General features: G+C 49.2%; 18 protein-coding genes, 1 tRNA gene and 2 pseudogenes. 15 read left to right on the top strand and 6 right to left on the bottom strand.

Features of this window, described 5'->3' with window-relative positions:
• Nucleotides 1-73: 73 nt before the first annotated feature.
• Nucleotides 74-1771, bottom strand: coding sequence for an energy-dependent translational throttle protein EttA (gene ettA / locus HMPREF9446_RS17610; RefSeq protein ID WP_009127102.1), 1698 nt, complete (start codon nucleotides 1769-1771; stop codon nucleotides 74-76).
• A 185-nt stretch (nucleotides 1772-1956) separates the two neighbouring features.
• Between ettA and HMPREF9446_RS17605 the strand changes: the two genes are divergently transcribed.
• From HMPREF9446_RS17605 to HMPREF9446_RS19410, 15 genes and pseudogenes are all read left to right on the top strand, one after another.
• Nucleotides 1957-2029 (top strand) — tRNA-Lys (locus HMPREF9446_RS17605).
• Between the two features lie 241 nt (nucleotides 2030-2270).
• Entirely contained in the window at nucleotides 2271-3503 is a 1233-nt protein-coding gene (locus HMPREF9446_RS17600; protein WP_009127101.1) for a site-specific integrase, read from the top strand.
• 469 nt (nucleotides 3504-3972) lie between these two features.
• Nucleotides 3973-5589 (top strand): hypothetical protein, encoded by a 1617-nt coding sequence (locus tag HMPREF9446_RS17590; protein ID WP_039969938.1) that lies wholly within the window; start codon nucleotides 3973-3975, stop codon nucleotides 5587-5589.
• Entirely contained in the window at nucleotides 5558-6541 is a 984-nt protein-coding gene (locus HMPREF9446_RS17585) for a zinc-binding metallopeptidase family protein (RefSeq protein ID WP_039969936.1), read from the top strand. The genes HMPREF9446_RS17590 and HMPREF9446_RS17585 overlap by 32 nt, the downstream gene beginning before the upstream one ends.
• A 115-nt stretch (nucleotides 6542-6656) precedes the next feature.
• Nucleotides 6657-7184, top strand: a pseudogene (locus HMPREF9446_RS17580) (hypothetical protein); the annotation flags it as partial.
• A gap of 2 nt (nucleotides 7185-7186) precedes the next feature.
• The gene (locus HMPREF9446_RS17575) at nucleotides 7187-8095 is read left to right on the top strand and encodes a hypothetical protein (RefSeq protein WP_039969934.1); all 909 of its coding nucleotides are present in this window, start codon (nucleotides 7187-7189) and stop codon (nucleotides 8093-8095) included.
• A complete protein-coding gene (locus tag HMPREF9446_RS18930; protein WP_009127094.1) occupies nucleotides 8095-8250 on the top strand; it encodes a hypothetical protein in 156 nt (51 codons plus the stop codon). Before HMPREF9446_RS17575 ends, HMPREF9446_RS18930 begins: the two co-directional genes overlap by 1 nt.
• Before the next feature lie 35 nt (nucleotides 8251-8285).
• Nucleotides 8286-9263, top strand: a complete 978-nt coding sequence (locus HMPREF9446_RS17570; RefSeq protein WP_009127093.1) for a hypothetical protein — start codon at nucleotides 8286-8288, stop codon at nucleotides 9261-9263.
• A gap of 38 nt (nucleotides 9264-9301) precedes the next feature.
• Complete coding sequence (locus HMPREF9446_RS17565; protein ID WP_009127092.1) at nucleotides 9302-9592, top strand: DUF4120 family protein; 291 nt, start codon at nucleotides 9302-9304, stop codon at nucleotides 9590-9592.
• Nucleotides 9593-9696: 104 nt separating this feature from the next.
• A complete protein-coding gene (locus tag HMPREF9446_RS17560) occupies nucleotides 9697-9981 on the top strand; it encodes a hypothetical protein (RefSeq protein WP_039969964.1) in 285 nt (94 codons plus the stop codon).
• 10 nt (nucleotides 9982-9991) lie between these two features.
• Nucleotides 9992-10744, top strand: a complete 753-nt coding sequence (locus HMPREF9446_RS17555) for an N-6 DNA methylase (RefSeq protein ID WP_009127090.1) — start codon at nucleotides 9992-9994, stop codon at nucleotides 10742-10744.
• 100 nt (nucleotides 10745-10844) lie between these two features.
• Entirely contained in the window at nucleotides 10845-11048 is a 204-nt protein-coding gene (locus HMPREF9446_RS17550; protein WP_009127089.1) for a helix-turn-helix transcriptional regulator, read from the top strand.
• Between the two features lie 52 nt (nucleotides 11049-11100).
• Nucleotides 11101-12438 carry an AAA family ATPase gene (locus HMPREF9446_RS17545; protein WP_009127088.1) on the top strand — a complete coding sequence of 446 codons (1338 nt, stop codon included), beginning with the start codon at nucleotides 11101-11103 and terminating at the stop codon, nucleotides 12436-12438.
• Entirely contained in the window at nucleotides 12435-13172 is a 738-nt protein-coding gene (locus tag HMPREF9446_RS17540) for an HNH endonuclease (protein WP_009127087.1), read from the top strand. Before HMPREF9446_RS17545 ends, HMPREF9446_RS17540 begins: the two co-directional genes overlap by 4 nt.
• A 240-nt stretch (nucleotides 13173-13412) precedes the next feature.
• Nucleotides 13413-13760, top strand: coding sequence for a hypothetical protein (locus tag HMPREF9446_RS19410; RefSeq protein ID WP_039969963.1), 348 nt, complete (start codon nucleotides 13413-13415; stop codon nucleotides 13758-13760).
• A gap of 45 nt (nucleotides 13761-13805) precedes the next feature.
• Here the strand turns inward: HMPREF9446_RS19410 and HMPREF9446_RS19405 are convergent.
• The 5 genes and pseudogenes from HMPREF9446_RS19405 to traN form a co-directional block, all read right to left on the bottom strand.
• Nucleotides 13806-14287, bottom strand: a pseudogene (locus tag HMPREF9446_RS19405) (glycoside hydrolase family protein).
• A gap of 23 nt (nucleotides 14288-14310) precedes the next feature.
• On the bottom strand, nucleotides 14311-14793 hold the full coding sequence (locus HMPREF9446_RS17525) for a DUF3872 domain-containing protein (protein ID WP_373187138.1): 483 nt from the start codon (nucleotides 14791-14793) through the stop codon (nucleotides 14311-14313).
• An 11-nt stretch (nucleotides 14794-14804) separates the two neighbouring features.
• Nucleotides 14805-15665 carry a toprim domain-containing protein gene (locus tag HMPREF9446_RS17520; protein WP_009127082.1) on the bottom strand — a complete coding sequence of 287 codons (861 nt, stop codon included), beginning with the start codon at nucleotides 15663-15665 and terminating at the stop codon, nucleotides 14805-14807.
• Nucleotides 15666-15671: 6 nt separating this feature from the next.
• Complete coding sequence (locus tag HMPREF9446_RS17515; protein ID WP_009127081.1) at nucleotides 15672-16229, bottom strand: conjugal transfer protein TraO; 558 nt, start codon at nucleotides 16227-16229, stop codon at nucleotides 15672-15674.
• Nucleotides 16226-17140 carry a conjugative transposon protein TraN gene (gene traN, locus HMPREF9446_RS17510; RefSeq protein WP_039969962.1) on the bottom strand — a complete coding sequence of 305 codons (915 nt, stop codon included), beginning with the start codon at nucleotides 17138-17140 and terminating at the stop codon, nucleotides 16226-16228. Before traN ends, HMPREF9446_RS17515 begins: the two co-directional genes overlap by 4 nt.
• Nucleotides 17141-17165: the final 25 nt, after the last annotated feature.

The raw sequence follows: 17165 nt of genomic DNA, 5'->3' as shown, positions 1-17165 counted from the left end.
AGCTCCGCAGGTAAATGCGGAGCTTTCATTTTGTAAACAAGTATATAAATATTCTTTCAATCTTTAATAGAAATCAATCATTCATGAGCTTTCTATAACGTACGCGGGTAGGTTCCTCCTTACCCAGGCGTTTCTGTTTATTTTCCTCATATTCGGAATATGAACCCTCAAAAAAGAATACGTTCGAATCCCCTTCGAAGGCTAATATGTGTGTACAGATACGGTCGAGGAACCAACGGTCATGGCTGATGACTACAGCACATCCGGCAAAATCATCCAGACCTTCTTCAAGAGCACGAAGTGTATTTACGTCAATATCATTGGTCGGCTCATCAAGAAGCAATACATTGCCTTCTTCTTTCAAGCACAGTGCCAAATGCAAACGGTTACGTTCACCTCCAGAAAGCACTCCGCAAAGTTTTTCCTGGTCAGCACCGGAGAAATTGAAACGTGACAGATAAGCACGGGCATTGATGTCGCGTCCACCCATACGAATCAAATCCGCTCCACCGGAGATTACCTGATACACAGTTTTGTTAGGGTCAATATCCTTATGCTGTTGGTCAACGTATGCCACCTTTACCGTTTCCCCCACTTCAAACTCGCCTTTATCTGCCTGTTCCAAACCCATAATCAGACGGAAAAGCGTAGTCTTACCGGCACCGTTAGGACCGATGATTCCCACAATACCATTCGGGGGAAGCATGAAGTTAAGATCATCAAAAAGCAATTTATCACCAAAAGCTTTTGCCACATGCTTGGCTTCGATAACCTTGTTACCTAAACGAGGGCCATTGGGAATGAAGATTTCCAACTTCTCTTCTTTCTCTTTTACATCTTCATTCAATAATTTATCATAGGAGTTCAAACGTGCCTTACCTTTTGACTGACGAGCCTTGGGTGCCATGCGTACCCATTCCAACTCACGTTCCAAAGTCTTGCGGCGTTTGCTGGCAGTCTTTTCCTCCATTTCCATACGTTTGGTCTTCTGTTCCAACCAGCTGGAATAATTGCCTTTCCAAGGAATACCTTCACCGCGGTCCAATTCAAGAATCCAGCCTGCCACATGGTCAAGGAAGTAACGGTCGTGCGTCACGGCAATCACCGTACCTTCATATTGCTGCAAGTGCTGTTCCAGCCAGTCGATTGATTCAGCATCAAGGTGGTTGGTAGGCTCATCAAGCAACAATACGTCAGGCTTCTGTAGCAATAACCTGCAAAGCGCCACACGACGGCGTTCACCACCGGAAAGATGTTCTACAGACTGATCTTCGGGCGGACAGCGCAACGCATCCATTGCACGTTCCAATTTACTGTCGAGGTTCCAGGCATCAGTAGCATCGATGATATCCTGCAGTTCGGCCTGCCGGGAAAAAAGTTTATCCATCTTATCCTGGTCTTCATAATATTCGGGCAAGCCAAACTTCTGGTTGATTTCTTCGTACTCTGCCAAGGCGTCCACAATAGGCTGCACACCTTCCATTACAACCTCTTTTACGGTCTTGGCAGGATCCAGGTGGGGCTCTTGCGCAAGATATCCTACAGTATATCCCGGTGAAAACACCACTTCGCCCTGATAGGATTTATCCAATCCGGCGATAATCTTCAGCAGAGTTGATTTACCCGAACCGTTCAGACCGATGATACCGATCTTCGCTCCATAGAAGAACGAGAGGTAGATGTTCTTCAACACCTGCTTATTGTTCTGCTGAATGGTCTTATTCAGCCCTACCATAGAAAAGATAATTTTCTTATCATCCACTGTTGCCATTATTTTTCAATTATGAGTTATTATTTATAAATTATTCGTTACCAACCTTTTGTAAAAGCAAACATCTAAGAACACGCTCTCCTTTTCCTTTTCATCGAGGGCAAAGATAAGAAAAAAAGCGAAAATCTTTTGCTATTTATAAAAAACTCTCTATCTTTGCACCCGCTTAACAGCAATAAAGGATTGATTCGCTAGCTCAGCAGGTAGAGCACAACACTTTTAATGTTGGGGTCTTGGGTTCGAGCCCCAAGCGGATCACTCAAACAAAAAGCAATTTAACGTAAACCGCTGATAATCAAACATTGTCAGCGGTTTTTCTTTTCTACAAAACGGCAAATTGAGGCACTTTACGGCATTTACGAGGTGGACGAAAAGGTGGACTTGATTTCCGGTCTAAAAAAGTCCACCTTTTTAGGTTCTATTTCATTGAATATCTGTATTTTGCATAAATCCAACTCGCGTTAAAAACAGTAATTTTACAACGTCAAAAACAAAGAGTATGGCCATGCAAAACAACTCATTTTCGGTGCTGTTCTTCATCAAGAAATCCAAGCTTCTAAAAAATGGAGAGGCACCCATCTGTATGCGTATTACAGTGAACAGCAAACGCGCTGAAGTACAAGTCAAACGGAGTGTGGAACCGGACAAATGGAACCACTTGAAAGGATGTGCTGTCGGAAAGGACAGGAAACACCAGGAAATCAACCTCTATCTTGAAACGGTTAGAAACAGGGTTTTCCAAATACACCGACAACTGGAGGCGGACGGCAAGCCCATTACTGCCGTAACCATCAAGAACATCTTCTATGGAGGGTATGACTCACCCAAAATGCTGATTGAAACATTCAATGAGCATAATCAGGAGTACCGGGAACTGATGGACAAGGAATATGCAAAAGGGACGGTACTGCGTTATGAACGGACGGTCCGTTACCTGGTGGAATTCATGCGCGAACAGTACAACTGCGCCGACATTCCTCTCAAATCCATCAATTATGAGTTCATCACCAAATTCGAACATTTCATCAAGACCCAAAAGGGATGTGCCCAAAATGCTACGGTCAAATACCTGAAGAACCTGAAAAAAATCACCAAGACCGCCATTCTGAAAAAGTGGATCAATGAAGACCCGTTTGCCGACATCCATTTCAAGCAGACCAAGACCAACCGGGACTTTCTGAATGAATCTGAACTTCGCCGCATTATTGCCAAAGACATCGACATCGAGCGTCTGCAAACCGTACGGGACATTTTCATCTTCTGTTCTTTCACCGGACTCGCCTTTACGGATGTAAAGCACCTGAAGGCTGAACACATCGTGCAGGCTGACGACGGACGTTGGTGGATCCGCAAGGCCAGGGAAAAAACGGACAACATGTGCGACATCCCCCTTCTGGATATCCCCCGACTGATTCTGGAAAAATACAAGTCGAGACCGGGCTACTCTGAAAGGGGATTCCTGCTGCCGGTCCCTTCCAACCAGCGCATGAACGGGTACCTGAAAGAAATAGCCGACATCTGTCACATCAAGAAGAAACTGTCCACACATATCGCACGCCATACATTCGCTTCCTTGGCCATAGCGAACAAGGTTTCATTGGAGTCCATTGCCAAGATGCTGGGGCATACGGATATACGTACCACCCGAATCTATGCAAAAATCATGAATTCCACTATCGCATTTGAAATGCAGACCTTACAGGACAAATTTGCATTGCCAACCCATCCATAACGGTAAAAACCACCCTCACCTCAACAACGGGAGTAGCCATCCAAGGTTATTCCCGTTTTTTTATTCCCTCAAACAGACAGCAGTTCTTCAAGTATCCATCCGCAGATATTCCTGATTCTTCCCTGCAAAGATAGCTTTTTGCCTTGTCGCAGGCAAGGCGGCCCTTGCGGGCTGGTTGGCAGGAAAAAATCATCCTCACTCCGTTCCGGTATTTTTTCCGCCAAGCCTTGCTTTGGACAAGGCAAAAAACAGGACGGGGCATGTAAGAAACAGGAATACCGCGCTCCAAGGAGCCGGTCATGTCAAATTTAATCCATCAAGAATCATGAAAAGATACCAGTCTTGGAAAGGTTTTCCGGAATACGTACCGGAAAGCGGATGTGCCTATACCGGCAGGGAAGAACAGGCGGACCGGTCAATTCCGCCATTTGGAAATAACCCAGTCATTAACGCCACAACCCTTTAGCCTATGTTGTACTATCGGTTTAGGAACTACGAAGAGTTTAAGGAAATTTTCGCAGTGGAAAAAAGAAGCAACGGCGCAGAGGTCAGAAAGAACAAGATCCTGCTCAGCCATCTGAAGAATGCAGCCCTGCTGAAATATTGCCGGGAAAGGAATGATTTCACCTTGCTTGACATCAAGGACATGGCTCAACTGCAGCAGTCTGTCACCGATGCCGTATGCAGTTCCGGCAAGCGAGATGATTCGCTTCCCCACAAGGTGGAGCTGATCGGATGCACCTACTGGTCCGGGCAGTTCCGCACGGATGAATCTCGCGGTATCTGTGAAGACGGTGACTACGGTTCCATCCGCTATGTCAATATGGAACGCAGCAGGGTGTTCAAGATGAAGTCGGCCAAGTTCCTGAGAGCCGTCATGCTGGAGACCTCCGTAGGAAAGGTCCTTTCCCCGAGTGTCGTGAACTGGCTGTGCGGGGACGTGTTCACCAAGCAGTGGTACACGTTCACCCTGGGCTGTACGTCCAATATGGAGCTGCATGTGGACAACAACTTCGAGGCCATCTATGACAGCTACCGGTGCAAGGGAGACTTCAACTCCTGCATGACGGACAAGGACAGACATTTCTTCTATCTGGACTCGGTGAAGGCCAAAGCGGCCTATCTCAAGGACGAGGAAGGAAAGATTGTAGCAAGGGCTGTCCTGTTCACCGAAGTGACCGACCAGGACAACAGACGGTGGAGGCTGCTGGAGCGCCAGTATACCACCGGTGAGGACGAGATGCTGAAATACATGCTGGTCAACAAGCTGATCCAGGAAAACCGCATCGACGGATACAAGATTGTGGGGGCGTCCTGCCATGAAGCGAACGCATTTGTCGGCATTGACGGAAGTTCGCTTTTTGACCGCCGGTTTGAGATAGACTGCGACCTGGGCATGGACAATACGCTTTCCTATCAGGATTCCTTCAAGTGGTACGACTACGATGAAAGGAAGGCCTACAACTACAAGCATTCGGAAGATGACTACCTGCTGGACACGACCGACCGGAATCTGAACGGCGATGACGACGAAAGCGACGAGGCATGGGATGAATACCACCAGCGCTACTGCACGGAAACCCGGGTCTGCTACATGCAGGGACGGGAAATCGAAGTGGATGTGGACGACCTGGAGGATTTCAACTACATATCCTCCTGCGGTGATTATTACCATCACGATGATACGGTCTGCTGTGACTGGTGCGAAGGCTACTGCCTGACAGACCACTCCGTCTACTCGGAAATCACCGAAGAATACTATTGCTGCGAACAATGCCGGGAGGATGCCGAAAGCAGCCACAAGGAAAACTACTGGCATTACTCCGAATATGACAAGGCCTGGTTTGAAGATGCGGACGAACTGACGGACATTCATATCTGGAACCCGCAGGAAGAAGATTACCGGTCCCAGACCATCCATGTGGATACCGTGGAAAGTCTGCTGGAGAACGGGCAGGCGGGCTGTTTCGAAGATGAATACTACGACCTGCTGGATCCGGAAACCGGCCTTCCACTGAATTATTCCGATGATACGAACGCTTATGAAGAAGAACATGAATACGCAACTGTTGAAGAAGCTGTATAGCATATACAGCCCGAGCGGAAAGGAACAGAAGATGGTCCGCTTCCTCTGTTCCTACATCAACGGGCTTCCCGGAGAAATCAGCCTGGAAAAGGACAGCTTCGGGAACCTGTATGTAACCAAGGGAAGCGGCGAGTCCTATCCCTGCCTGGTGAGCCATCTGGACCAGGTGTCCCATTGCAGGCATTCAAAGGACTTTAGGGCCGTCGAAGCCAAAGGCATCCTCTTCGGCTATTCCCCGTCAAAGCGGAGATTCGAGAACCTGGGGGCCGATGACAAGAACGGCATCTTCATCTGTCTGGAATGCCTGCGGAAATACGATGTCCTCAAGGTCGTGTTCTTCCGTGAGGAGGAAACCGGGTGCAGGGGCAGTTCCCGGGCATACATGCCGTTCTTTGACGACGTGCGGTTTGTCGTCCAGCCCGACCGGAAAGGGAATTCCGACCTGATTACAGCCATCAGCTTCACGGAGCTGTGTTCCGGAGAGTTCATCCGGGAGGCTGCTCCCGAAAGGTGGGGCTATGCGGAGAACAACGGGCTGATGACGGATGTCCTCACGCTGAAGGAGAACGGGCTGGAAGTGAGCTGTGCCAATGTCAGCTGCGGCTATTACAATGCCCATACGGATGAGGAAATCACCGTCAAGAAGGACCTGCAGAAATGTCTGGACTTCGTGGAGCATCTCATTGAGGACTGCACAGCCGTCTATGTCCATCAGGGGACGGATGCACTCTATGATTCCCTCTTCGAGTGCGAGGAGGAGATTCACGACATCCTGCACCGGCACCCGTCCCTGTCGCTGGAAGACCTCCGCAGCCTGTATTCCCCCTCTTTTCCGCGCCTGTCTGCAGAGGACTGGAGCCGGATCTACGAGGATTACCGGCTGGTATGGGACGATGTGCCGGATGACTCGGCTGACTACGGATTCCTGTCCTGCCATGAAACAGATGCATGAACGGACAAAAGGATATACAATCAAATCAAATACCGGTTCCACGGAACCGGAAGTTTCACCTAAAAATCAATGAGACATGAAAGAAAATGAAAGAATGAAGGATGTTTCCAATCTGGAAAAACATCAGGAAGAGTCATGGAACCGCTTGAAACGGGACATTTCCAGCAGCGCACACACCATCCATGAAATTGATGCAGGACGGGCCAGAGGGTACAGCCGTGCCCTGTTCGTCAGCAGCATCCTGAACAAGGTAAGCACCTATGCCGGCAAGGGTGAAGTGGAAATCGTGGAGAAGGCGGTGGACCTGGTCCGGGAGTACAATGCCCGCAGCAGCAAGCCGGTCATCACGGCACGCAACCGTTTTTTCCAACTGCCGGAAGTGGCCCGCCAGAACCGGCTGAAACTGAAAGAAATCCGGGAGAAAGAAAAACGGGAAGTGGCGTTTGAAGGGGGAACGCTGGTCTGGAACTACGAAGCCGACCGGCTGCAGATCCTCTTCGACAGCATTCCCAACGACGGGATGCGCAAGGAACTGAAGGCTTCCGGATTCAAGTGGTCTCCCAGGCAGCAGGCCTGGCAGCGCCAGCTGACGCAGAATGCGGTGCTTGCCGCCCAACGTGTGTTGAACCTCAACCCGCTGTAGCCATGGACAGCCGAACCCGATTCATTGCAGATTCCCGCTGTTTCAGCGGGGTCTGCCTGACAATCATGTCAGACGGACTGCACAGCGACAGTACCGGAGAAACGCTGGAAGAGCTGCGCATCCGGAAAGACAATCAGTTTATAACGGCCCTGTCATCCCGCCAGATGGAAAAGCGGATGCGCCTTTACCGGCAGGCACTGTGTGCCCCTTTCGAGGAAATCACGAAGAAGGAATATCTTGAACGGCTGAACGTGCTTCCACCGATACGGAAGCGGGAGGACTCCTTCTTCCTGTCCGAGCCCTATTACGGGGAACTGGCCGAATTCTGCTTTACACGGGAAAACCGGTTCTTCAAGGGAATCCGGTCCGTCTGCACACCGCAAGCCATATTGGACAAGGAAGTGGACCGGCACATGGAACTGATACGGCGGAAGGCTTTCCTCCTCAAAGGGAAGGATACACCGATCGGTGATAACGACACGGACCTCTGGCATATGACACCTTATTCCTTTTCAGTGGACGGCAAAGCACCGGTTTTCCTGTGCAACCTTGTCTACCGGGATGACCGCCGGCAGGCAAGGACAGATATGACCCATACCCTGAAAAGCCTGCGGAACAGCCATTACCGGTACTGTTGGGGAAAAGGTCCCTATGAAACACCGGACTGCCTGATGGACCGTGCGTTCCAGGAAAATCTTACCCTCATTTCCGGCGGCTGCTTTTTCCAGTATCCCACCAACCGGGAATCCGCCACTTTCTTCGGGCAGGTCAAGGAGACCGGAGAAGAATTCCTTTTCCGTATCTACGACCGGGACTACTTCCTCTATCTGCTGAAGCGGCTGAGGACGGTCAAAAGAGAGAATTGCATGGAAAACATTTCCGATTCATCCACCTTAAAAGCTATCCTGTAATGAAAGAAGGAGACATTGTATTTCTGAAACGCCCCTACAGGGGATACCGTGCCGTTGAACTGATTGAGAGACTGCCTTACCGCTGGCTGGTACGGGTGGTCGAGAGCGGCCTGGAGCTGGAAGTATATGAAGATGAACTGACAGCCGAAAACTGAAAAACAAAATGGTATAACTTAAAATATCCAATCCTATGAACCCTATATCGCAAATTACGGAGTTTCTGCCCAGATATGTCTGCCTATTTTATGTGGATTACCGGGACAGTCTGGATGAACATGAAGATATTCAGGAGAAATGTCTCCGGTCCAACAGCCTGGAAAGTCTGTATGAAAAGAGTTTCGAATGGTATGAAAGCCAGGAACAGGAGAATCTGGAGGAATATATGGACGAGACACGCAGAAATATGGAGAAAGCGGGTCTGTCCGGATTGTTTAAAGAACACGAGGAACAGATCCGTGACCTCATCTATGAGCGGAATGATTCGAATCCGGCAAAGGACCTGATACGGAATTCCTGCGACACCAATCTGTTCTATTCCCTCGGAGTAGAAATAGACGGTTACAGCACAGGCTGCCCGGAACGGGGTGAATCGGTATCCATGGCATGCTACAAGGTACGGCGTGCACTCCGCCTTCCCAAAGGAAAATTTGACGGACCGGTTAAAGAACTCGTTGAAAACGCTTCATACGGCGGAGAACTACGGATTTACTTCAATGCCCGGTTTGACAGACTCATCAGTCCCGGAAAGAAGGAGGATTTCCAACGTATCCGCTTCGGCGGAAATGTGGTGGTGGCCATCGTTGACAGCCGCAACGGTTCAGGTTATCACGTACACATTCCCTTGGACATCACCCTGCCGTTCTGCCGGGAGAATCTGTTTGTGGATTCACAGGTACATTATTCCTATGCGGTTGAGATCTGCGGCATGAGCCACGACTGGTGCCAGGCCACCCGGTGGGAGACGGACATGCGGCCCTTCAACGGTTCCATCCGGAAAAGCCGGATGACCGGATACCAACAGCAGGAAGAGGCTTATGAAAGGACTTTCCGCAGCGGACGATGCACATTCGGAGATATGAACTACAAGCGTCACCGTGACGTACGCTACTCCAACAACTATCCGGCCGGATGCCGCTGCCCTCATTGCGGCACATTCTGGATAGACTGAATATCAAACGATTCATTCACTTTTAAAATTCTATCATCATGAAAATCTGTTGTTCACAAGAACATTACGACAAGGTCGTACAGTATGCCAACTCCATCCAGGACCGGACATTGCAGAACTGCCTGGAACGTCTCCAGCAATGGGAAAAGAACGGACAAGGCTGTGAAATCGAACTTTATTATGACTCAGCCCCTTATTCGTTCGGATTCTGCGAACGGTATGCGGACGGAAAAATCGGCATTGTGGGCGGACTGCTGTATCACGGCAGCCCGGACCGGTCGTTTGCCGTAACCCTGGACCGTTTCCACGGATGGAGCATCCATACGTAAACCGCATCCGGATTGCGGCATGAGGCATACAGGAGAGGAACATCATCTCCACCTGTATGCCTCTTACCTTATATATATGTATCACCATTAAAATCATTTGTCTGATGAAACTGAACTATAACGAATGGCTGAAACTGGCTTTCTGGGAATACAACCGGTATCCGGATGAAGAACTGACGCGGGAGCTGTTTCAGGAAACCTTCGGTTCCGTGCCGGGTGCACACTACTACGAGAAATGGGTCCACTACTACGAAAAGAACCTGTTGGGCATGATAGCCTATTTCAGAGGAGAGGAGGACAAAGGACAGAAGTTCTGTGACATGGTCGCCCGGCAAGTGGAGCGGTATGTACAGAACCGGGAAGCATACACGGAAAACAATCACCTATAACAACAAGCATATGGCAAAATTTGAATTATCCAACGAAGTCAAGCCGCTCGACCGAATCATCAGCCGGTTGGCCGGAGAATGCGGCTACGAAGTCCAGCAGGTGTTCAATGACCTGCTGCGGTATATCATACACGGATTCTCACCGGGTGCTCCACCCCTGAAGGACTGGAAATACAAGCGGCAGCAGAATATGGCATTCCTGGAGATGACCCGGGAATGGGTCGGCATCATGCAACGGCAGACTGCCCTGTCCGGCTGGTTCGATGCATTCGGGGAGCTTCACATGGCCTACTGTTCAAAAAGCGGGCAGCAGTATCTCGGCCAGTTTTTCACCCCGGCTTCCATCTGCGAGCTGATGGTCCAATGTACAAGGACTGAGAAAGGCACTACGGGCAAACGCATCAGTGACCCGACCTGCGGAAGCGGAAGGCTGCTGCTGGCCTACCATGTACATTTTCCGGGCAATTACCTGGTCGGTGAAGACATCAGCCGGACCTGCTGCATGATGACCGTATGCAACATGCTGATTCACGGGTGTGTCGGTGAGGTCATCTGTCACGACAGCCTCATGCCGGACAAGTTTACGGACGGCTGGAAAGTCAATCCGACCCTGCAATTCAGCGGTCTGCCTTCCATCCGACGCATCAGCAAGGAAGAATATGCTGACAATCATACAGCGGACAACCAGATACGACACCTGTTGAATGCTGCAAAAGAACTGGAATATCTGGAAAAGAACCTGCCGCCTTCTTTATGGGACTGATGACCGCAGATATTCAAAACCGGATATCCAAAGAAAATTATGAATCAGGATGCAATGTAGAATAAATTATATAACTTTGCGCTGAAGTTTAATTTTGTATATGGATAAAGATAAAAATCTGAATAGGATCAAGGCTGTTTTGGCAGAAAAGCATGTTACCAGCAAATGGCTGGCAGAGCAGTTGGGAAAGTCAACCTGCACTGTCAGCAAATGGTGCTCGCAAAAAACGCAGCCGGATTTGCAGACCATCAATCAAATTTCCAAATTACTTGATGTAAAAAGAAGCGAACTTATTGTTGATTGAACCGTTTTGTTTAATATGGGACAATGGAATCGCATAAAAACATTCAAAGCATATGAGAATCAAAGAGGTCAATATAGTCAATTTCAAAGGTTTCCAGAACGAGACAGTCACTTTCAATGGAAACCTTACGGTTGTCATCGGAAACAACACGGCCGGTAAGACCACCTTGCTGAAAGCGCTTCAAGTGGGTTTGGGAGCTTATCTGCAGAGCCTGAAAACGCTTCCCGGTGGAACTTCCTATCGCCGCAATTTCAGTTCACTCGACAAATTCATGAGATTTGACCAGGAGCTGAGAGATTATGTTCCCAATACAGAGAAGCCCAGAATAACCATCCATGCCGATTTTCCGATAACCACATCTTCGGATGGGCATTGTCCTGAAGTGTCATTTATACCCATCCGTTGGTACAGGGAATATGCAGGCAATTACACCACACATACACGCGTTTCGGCAGGTGAACTGATTGATGCGGTTCACCATATGGAACATTTAAGGAATGAAGAGAAAGAGAACTCCATTTATCCGTTAGTCCTTTCCTTTGGAGCTAAAAGGACCAGTGATGCTCAGGCCAAAAGCAAGTCTACAGTCAAAGAAAGGGCATCCCGAATTGAAAAAGCCTACAAATTTGCCTTGCATGACAAAGTGGATTTCGAGGGAGCCATGGAGTGGTTGAAGCACTACGACAAGAATATCAAAGACAGGAAAGAATTTGAAGGCACAAGAGAGGCTTTTTTTGAAGCTTTGCAGCAGGCCATTCCAGCCTTGTCTGAGATAGATTTCGACAACGGAGAGATTGAAGCCGTGGTCAGCGTTACCGGACATACCCCATCCCGTCATCACTTTTCCTACATGAGTGACGGACTTCAGTCCATGATCAACATTGTCGCTGAAATCGCTCACCGCTGTATTGAACTGAACGGTTTTCTAGGACAGCATGCAATCAAGATGACTCCCGGAATTGTCATGATTGACGAAATAGACCTGTATTTGCACCCGCACTGGCAGAAACATGTCTTGCAGGATCTGACAAATGCCTTTCCCATGATACAGTTCATCGTATCCACGCATAGTCCTTTCATTGTTCAAAGTCTTCAGGAAGGACAACTTGTAAGCTTTGACCCAAATGTCCTGACCTCTGGAGAACCCTTCCGGGAGGGGCTGGAGGATATCACTTCAGAACGTATGGGATTGCAGCAAGATATCCGGAGCAGACGCTTCAATGAAATGGTGGAAGTTGCATCACGCTTGTTTGAAGCAACCGATAAGGGAAGTGCGGACAGAGATGAGCTAAAGGCTCGCCTTAACGAAATCGAAGCGGAATTCAGCGATGACCCGGCCTATCTTGCGCTGGTCAAGACGGAACTTAAAGCAAGGCAGAAACAATTATGAGACCTGTTGAGAAAAAACGACCCGGAGAACTGATCTGTTACACGGATTCGAACAACCAAAAGGTAGAACATCGGATAAAGGAACATTATCCTGATTATGGTGATGCCAAGTTCCCTTTGAGTGCCAACATCGGTGCTTTTTGTTCCTATTGCGAGGGATGTGAAAAAATCCCCACGCTGGATGTGGAACATCTTGCTGCTAAAAGTAAAGGTGGAGCTGAGACAGCATGGGATAATTTCCTGTTGTGCTGTAAAGTCTGCAACAGCAATAAAGGCACAAAAGTGGATGCCGATTGTCACTGGCCTCATTTGAACAATACTTATTATAGTCTTATCTATGATGAAACAGGGAGAGTTCATGTCAATGGCAATATGTCGGAACTGTCAAGGAAGAAAGCCCAGAATTTGTTGGATCTGATACAGCTTCAAAGATACCCTGGAACTGACAAGTCTCCTTCTCCGAAAGACTTCCGATGGAAATATCGCTTTGAAGCATGGAACAAGGCATCCAGATACAAAGAACTCTACCTGAAAGGTGCTATAGCAGAAGATGATGTAATAGACTATGCCCATTGTAACGGACAATGGTCCATCTGGTTTACCGTGTTCAAAGGTATAGACTCTATCAGACACCGGCTGATTACCGATTTTCCGGGTACCTGCGCGCATTGCTTTGATGCAAACAACCATTATGAGCCTATTGAAAGGAATCCTGGCTCTCCGGATCCAGTATGACAGCATCGAAACAGCCAATCTTTGACTTTGTATGAAATTCAAAAAGGTATGATGGATACAACAGACAAGCCCCTGACCAGCATAGATAACCTCATGGATGCCGAGTTCGGCAAAACCGGTACCCGGCAACGTGAAGCATTCCGTAAGGAAGCGTATGATTATTGTGTGAAGTCAAATTTGGAAAGAAAACAAAAGAAAATCAGAAACAGAATTCAGCAACAAAACAAAACCGTATGTATAATGAATGACTTACAGGAAAAAGCGAAGGTCGGTTTTTATTGCAACCGACCCTATGGAATACGGATTGATTATGCCCAAAAGGGATTTGTTCTTTTCAACCGTTATGCCAATACGCTTGGCAACAGAGAAACCGGCTCCATTGAAAAACTTCCCTTGGAGAGTTTTGAAGATGTCAATGAGATTCCTTTGAACGGCATATTTGTCCAAAACGGGAACCATACTACGGACGTCTATTTCTACTCGGAGGAATCTAATCCGTACAGAAACGCGACGTTGGATTTGGAGGCACTGAAACAATACAACCGGTTCATCTATCCCCTGTCCATCCTTCTGAACCGGACATTGTAAAGCGCCAGCCGTGAACTGCATGATGCTTCACGGCTGGCGCTACATTCAGGGTACGAACAACCGTTCGTATTCTTCTTTCCTTCTTCTTTCTATGGACGGAATCTTCTTTCCTTTGTAATGGCAATATTTCACAAAGTCTGCATAGATATCCCTGTTACCGGATTCCAGCTTTCTGATCAATGTACTTTTGGGCATCTTTCCATAGCCGAGAAGCCGGTATGGACCCACCTGATAAGCAAGGCAAGCTATAAGATAAGTGAATCTTTTCCCAAATGGCGAAAGAGGGCACACAGTTCCTTCAGATCCTTTCTTAAAAGCTGTTCCCCTTCCTTTCTCGTCAAACGGGATGGAAACCGTTCGCCCGGACGGATACGATGACCAAATGCCACATAGGGATAATGTTCCGGACCATGCCAACTTTCGTATTTCATGATACATTCAACAGCCGATTCCCAAAGCGGATTGACCGCATTTCCCTGGGCATTCAATCCTCCTGCAAGGATAGTCAGAAAGAGTGCCCAAAGCATACTGCGTCGTTTAGTCTGTCTTGTCATGCACCTCCTTCTTTATCCGGCTGCGGACTTTCCGTGTCATCCTCAGACTCCCCATCGGCATGGTTGAAATCGAATTCCATCTCCACCCAATCTCCCCAGTTGTTCTCTACCACCACAACCAGATTCTGCGCTTCATTACACTGGGAAGTATAATACAGCCGGAATTTGGTATCTTCCAGCAGATAGCGGTCATTCGGTTTGAATACCGTCCCGTTCTCCAGTTTCAAGGAACCCGTTCCATCGTACTGAAAATACCGGATGGTATAGACTGTTCCGTCAAAATCCCCTTCACTCTTCACTTCACAGCGTATTTCCGCCGTTTCACCCTTGGCCAGCTGTTTGGGGACCGGCATGGTTTCCACCGTAAACGGGTACTGCTGCTGCACATCCAACTCCGAATCACAGGAGGAAACCGCCATCGCCAGTAATCCCATACACCACAAAACCAGCCAGCCGGCCATTCTTCTTTCGTTTTTCATACTTGTTGTCTTCATGTGTTTTCTTTCACTTTTATCAGATGTTCATTCAAATCCTTGCTTCCTTCATAGACTCCGGATCCGTCAGAAAGGCGGCTTCCGTATCGTTGGAGCAATTTGTTCAACGCTGACTGCCCGGCAGCATCCCTGTCCAAGTAGCACCGGATTTCCCGGTAGCTGTCCAGCAAGTCATACGACCTTTCCAGATTCGACACGGAGTTCAAGACCAGACAGTCTTCTTTCCCTGCCAGTCCCAGGACCAAGGCTGAAAGGAAATCCATCACTCCTTCAAACACGCAGCACTTGTCCTGCTTGTGATCTGAAAGAGGAACCAAGGACAGGTCCTTTGGAGAGATGCATCCCTTAAACCCGGGATTGCGTACCTCGTAGCCACCGCTCCGGTTGGCAAAGCCGATGGCAAAATACCGCTTTCCACGGATACTGTAGGATATTTCCCGGCAGTGCGTTTGGGCCAGAAACGGTGGTATTGCCCTTTTCTCCAAGTAATCCTTCAAGGCCGGATGGGACAGGCCGGCTACCTTCACCTGTTCGAAACAGGATGCCGATGGCTGCCGGGCGGACCTTGGCTGAGGAGCCAACGGCAAGTGTTCCGATTGACCCGAGAGAAAATCCACCTGCCTGCTGAAGTCCGTACTTCCCGTCAGTTCTCCGGCAAGGTGGAATATGTCACCACCTTTGCCGAGCCCAAAATCGAACCAAACATTCCGGTCTGTATTCACCTTGAACGAGGCAGTCCGCTCTTCCCGCAGCGGAGACCTGTACCATACATCCTGTCCTCTCCGGTAAGCGGGAGCAAACCCCAACCGGGTGAGCAGGTCGACCAAAGGCACCTGCCTGAGCTGTTCTATCTCCATCCTGCATCAATCCAGATAAAATCGGAATCCGGCACCGCACTGCAACTGGCAACGGTCCAGGCTGCCGCCCCACAGGAAGCGTTCCCGCACGGAGGCAGTCAAGGCAATCCGGTCACTGAGGTAAACTTCCATTTCCAGGGTCAGGGCACCGCCATAGACAAAGGCATCCCCGTTCTTCAGCCGGGCCCCGTCATACAGTGTCCGTTCCGACCAGTTCAGCGTTTCGTATCCGGCCAATGCGGACACTCCCGCGTGAAAGAAGAGGGTTTTCCCTGCATCGGATAGTAGTTGGAGATAATAGCCCCCTTCAGCGGTAAACTGCGCAGACGGCAAGGTGACCGTCCGGTAATCATGCTTCCGGTAGAGGTATTCCGCACCGAACACCCATCTGTTGCCGCCCTTGGCATGGGTGGTCACACCCAAGCCGGCAAAATAACCTGCTGAAGGAGCCATGCCTCCACGCATTTCCACGGCCTGCATCCCGGGCAGGCAGCGCTGGGCAGCAGCCTGCCCTACGGAGAGGGCAAGCAGGCAGACCAGCATACACATCCACTTTCTCTTCATCGTACTTTCAGTTCGTTGACGGTTTCTGCACGGACAAGGTCTTCATTGACCACTTCAAAACGCTGGTGACGGCCACCCTGCTTCTCAAGCATCTCGACCACCAGTTTCTTGTCGTCCGGTATCGTAAACTTGGGAAGGGCGAATACCGTACATTCCGAGTCCCTGCCGTTTACACGTGTCACATAATTATAGGCACGCAACGGATAAATCACCTGCTCCTGCATGGCGGTCCGCTTCACCACTTTCTTGTCCACGATCTTGAAGGTGATGAAGTCCACATCGAACGGTACGTGCGAGGTGTTCTTCACCTGGGTATGGAAATAGAGCAGGTCGTTGTGGGTATACATTCCCTTCAGCAGGAACTGGACCCCGAAACGCTTACTGCCGATGTGGCGGATACGGCGCTTGTCATTCTCATGGACAGACTTCATGATCAGCCGGACCAGCCGGGGGGACTCGTTGTCAAGTTCTGTCAGGTAGATTTCCATGGCGTTGTTCGGACGGTTCACCGATTCCCCGTCATGGATGAAGTCACACATCTCCACATTCAGCAGCAGGGGCTCATCGGCATACTTGACATTGAAGGTGTAAAAATTTCCGTCTTCGGTAATGACCGACATGTTGGTCTCCTGCCGGAAATGGCGGGTCGTGGCTTTCACGCGGATGACATTCTCGGCACCGTCAGCCTTGCCGGCAATCAGGTTGGGTGACCCCAGGTCCACGTATCTCACCGGTGCGGGGAAAATGACGTGGACGGTCTTGTCGTACGTGATCTCCAGCCCGTGGGGTGGAATCATCCGGCTGAAACCGATTTTCCGGGTCAGTCCTTCATACAGATCTCCGTTGCTCTGCTGCGCCATGGCAGCCAGCATGCCCGTCAGGAGGGCAAATACCATCAGAATCTTCTTCATGTGCTTGGGTTTAACGATTGTTTTG

This window comes from Bacteroides fluxus YIT 12057 (assembly GCF_000195635.1).
GTDB lineage: Bacteria > Bacteroidota > Bacteroidia > Bacteroidales > Bacteroidaceae > Bacteroides > Bacteroides fluxus.
This window is presented reverse-complemented; position numbering and strand designations above follow the sequence as displayed.

Excerpts from the sequence above, each read along its gene's own strand:
- ettA (WP_009127102.1), bottom strand. The coding sequence starts at position 1,771 with ATGGCAACAGTGGATGATAAGAAAATTATCTTTTCTATGGTAGGGCTG.
- HMPREF9446_RS17600 (WP_009127101.1), top strand. The coding sequence starts at position 2,271 with ATGGCCATGCAAAACAACTCATTTTCGGTGCTGTTCTTCATCAAGAAA.
- HMPREF9446_RS17590 (WP_039969938.1), top strand. The coding sequence starts at position 3,973 with ATGTTGTACTATCGGTTTAGGAACTACGAAGAGTTTAAGGAAATTTTC.
- HMPREF9446_RS17585 (WP_039969936.1), top strand. The coding sequence starts at position 5,558 with ATGAATACGCAACTGTTGAAGAAGCTGTATAGCATATACAGCCCGAGC.
- HMPREF9446_RS17575 (WP_039969934.1), top strand. The coding sequence starts at position 7,187 with ATGGACAGCCGAACCCGATTCATTGCAGATTCCCGCTGTTTCAGCGGG.
- HMPREF9446_RS18930 (WP_009127094.1), top strand. The coding sequence starts at position 8,095 with ATGAAAGAAGGAGACATTGTATTTCTGAAACGCCCCTACAGGGGATAC.
- HMPREF9446_RS17570 (WP_009127093.1), top strand. The coding sequence starts at position 8,286 with ATGAACCCTATATCGCAAATTACGGAGTTTCTGCCCAGATATGTCTGC.
- HMPREF9446_RS17565 (WP_009127092.1), top strand. The coding sequence starts at position 9,302 with ATGAAAATCTGTTGTTCACAAGAACATTACGACAAGGTCGTACAGTAT.
- HMPREF9446_RS17560 (WP_039969964.1), top strand. The coding sequence starts at position 9,697 with ATGAAACTGAACTATAACGAATGGCTGAAACTGGCTTTCTGGGAATAC.
- HMPREF9446_RS17555 (WP_009127090.1), top strand. The coding sequence starts at position 9,992 with ATGGCAAAATTTGAATTATCCAACGAAGTCAAGCCGCTCGACCGAATC.
- HMPREF9446_RS17550 (WP_009127089.1), top strand. The coding sequence starts at position 10,845 with ATGGATAAAGATAAAAATCTGAATAGGATCAAGGCTGTTTTGGCAGAA.
- HMPREF9446_RS17545 (WP_009127088.1), top strand. The coding sequence starts at position 11,101 with ATGAGAATCAAAGAGGTCAATATAGTCAATTTCAAAGGTTTCCAGAAC.
- HMPREF9446_RS17540 (WP_009127087.1), top strand. The coding sequence starts at position 12,435 with ATGAGACCTGTTGAGAAAAAACGACCCGGAGAACTGATCTGTTACACG.
- HMPREF9446_RS19410 (WP_039969963.1), top strand. The coding sequence starts at position 13,413 with ATGAATGACTTACAGGAAAAAGCGAAGGTCGGTTTTTATTGCAACCGA.
- HMPREF9446_RS17525 (WP_373187138.1), bottom strand. The coding sequence starts at position 14,793 with ATGAAAAACGAAAGAAGAATGGCCGGCTGGCTGGTTTTGTGGTGTATG.
- HMPREF9446_RS17520 (WP_009127082.1), bottom strand. The coding sequence starts at position 15,665 with ATGGAGATAGAACAGCTCAGGCAGGTGCCTTTGGTCGACCTGCTCACC.
- HMPREF9446_RS17515 (WP_009127081.1), bottom strand. The coding sequence starts at position 16,229 with ATGAAGAGAAAGTGGATGTGTATGCTGGTCTGCCTGCTTGCCCTCTCC.
- traN (WP_039969962.1), bottom strand. The coding sequence starts at position 17,140 with ATGAAGAAGATTCTGATGGTATTTGCCCTCCTGACGGGCATGCTGGCT.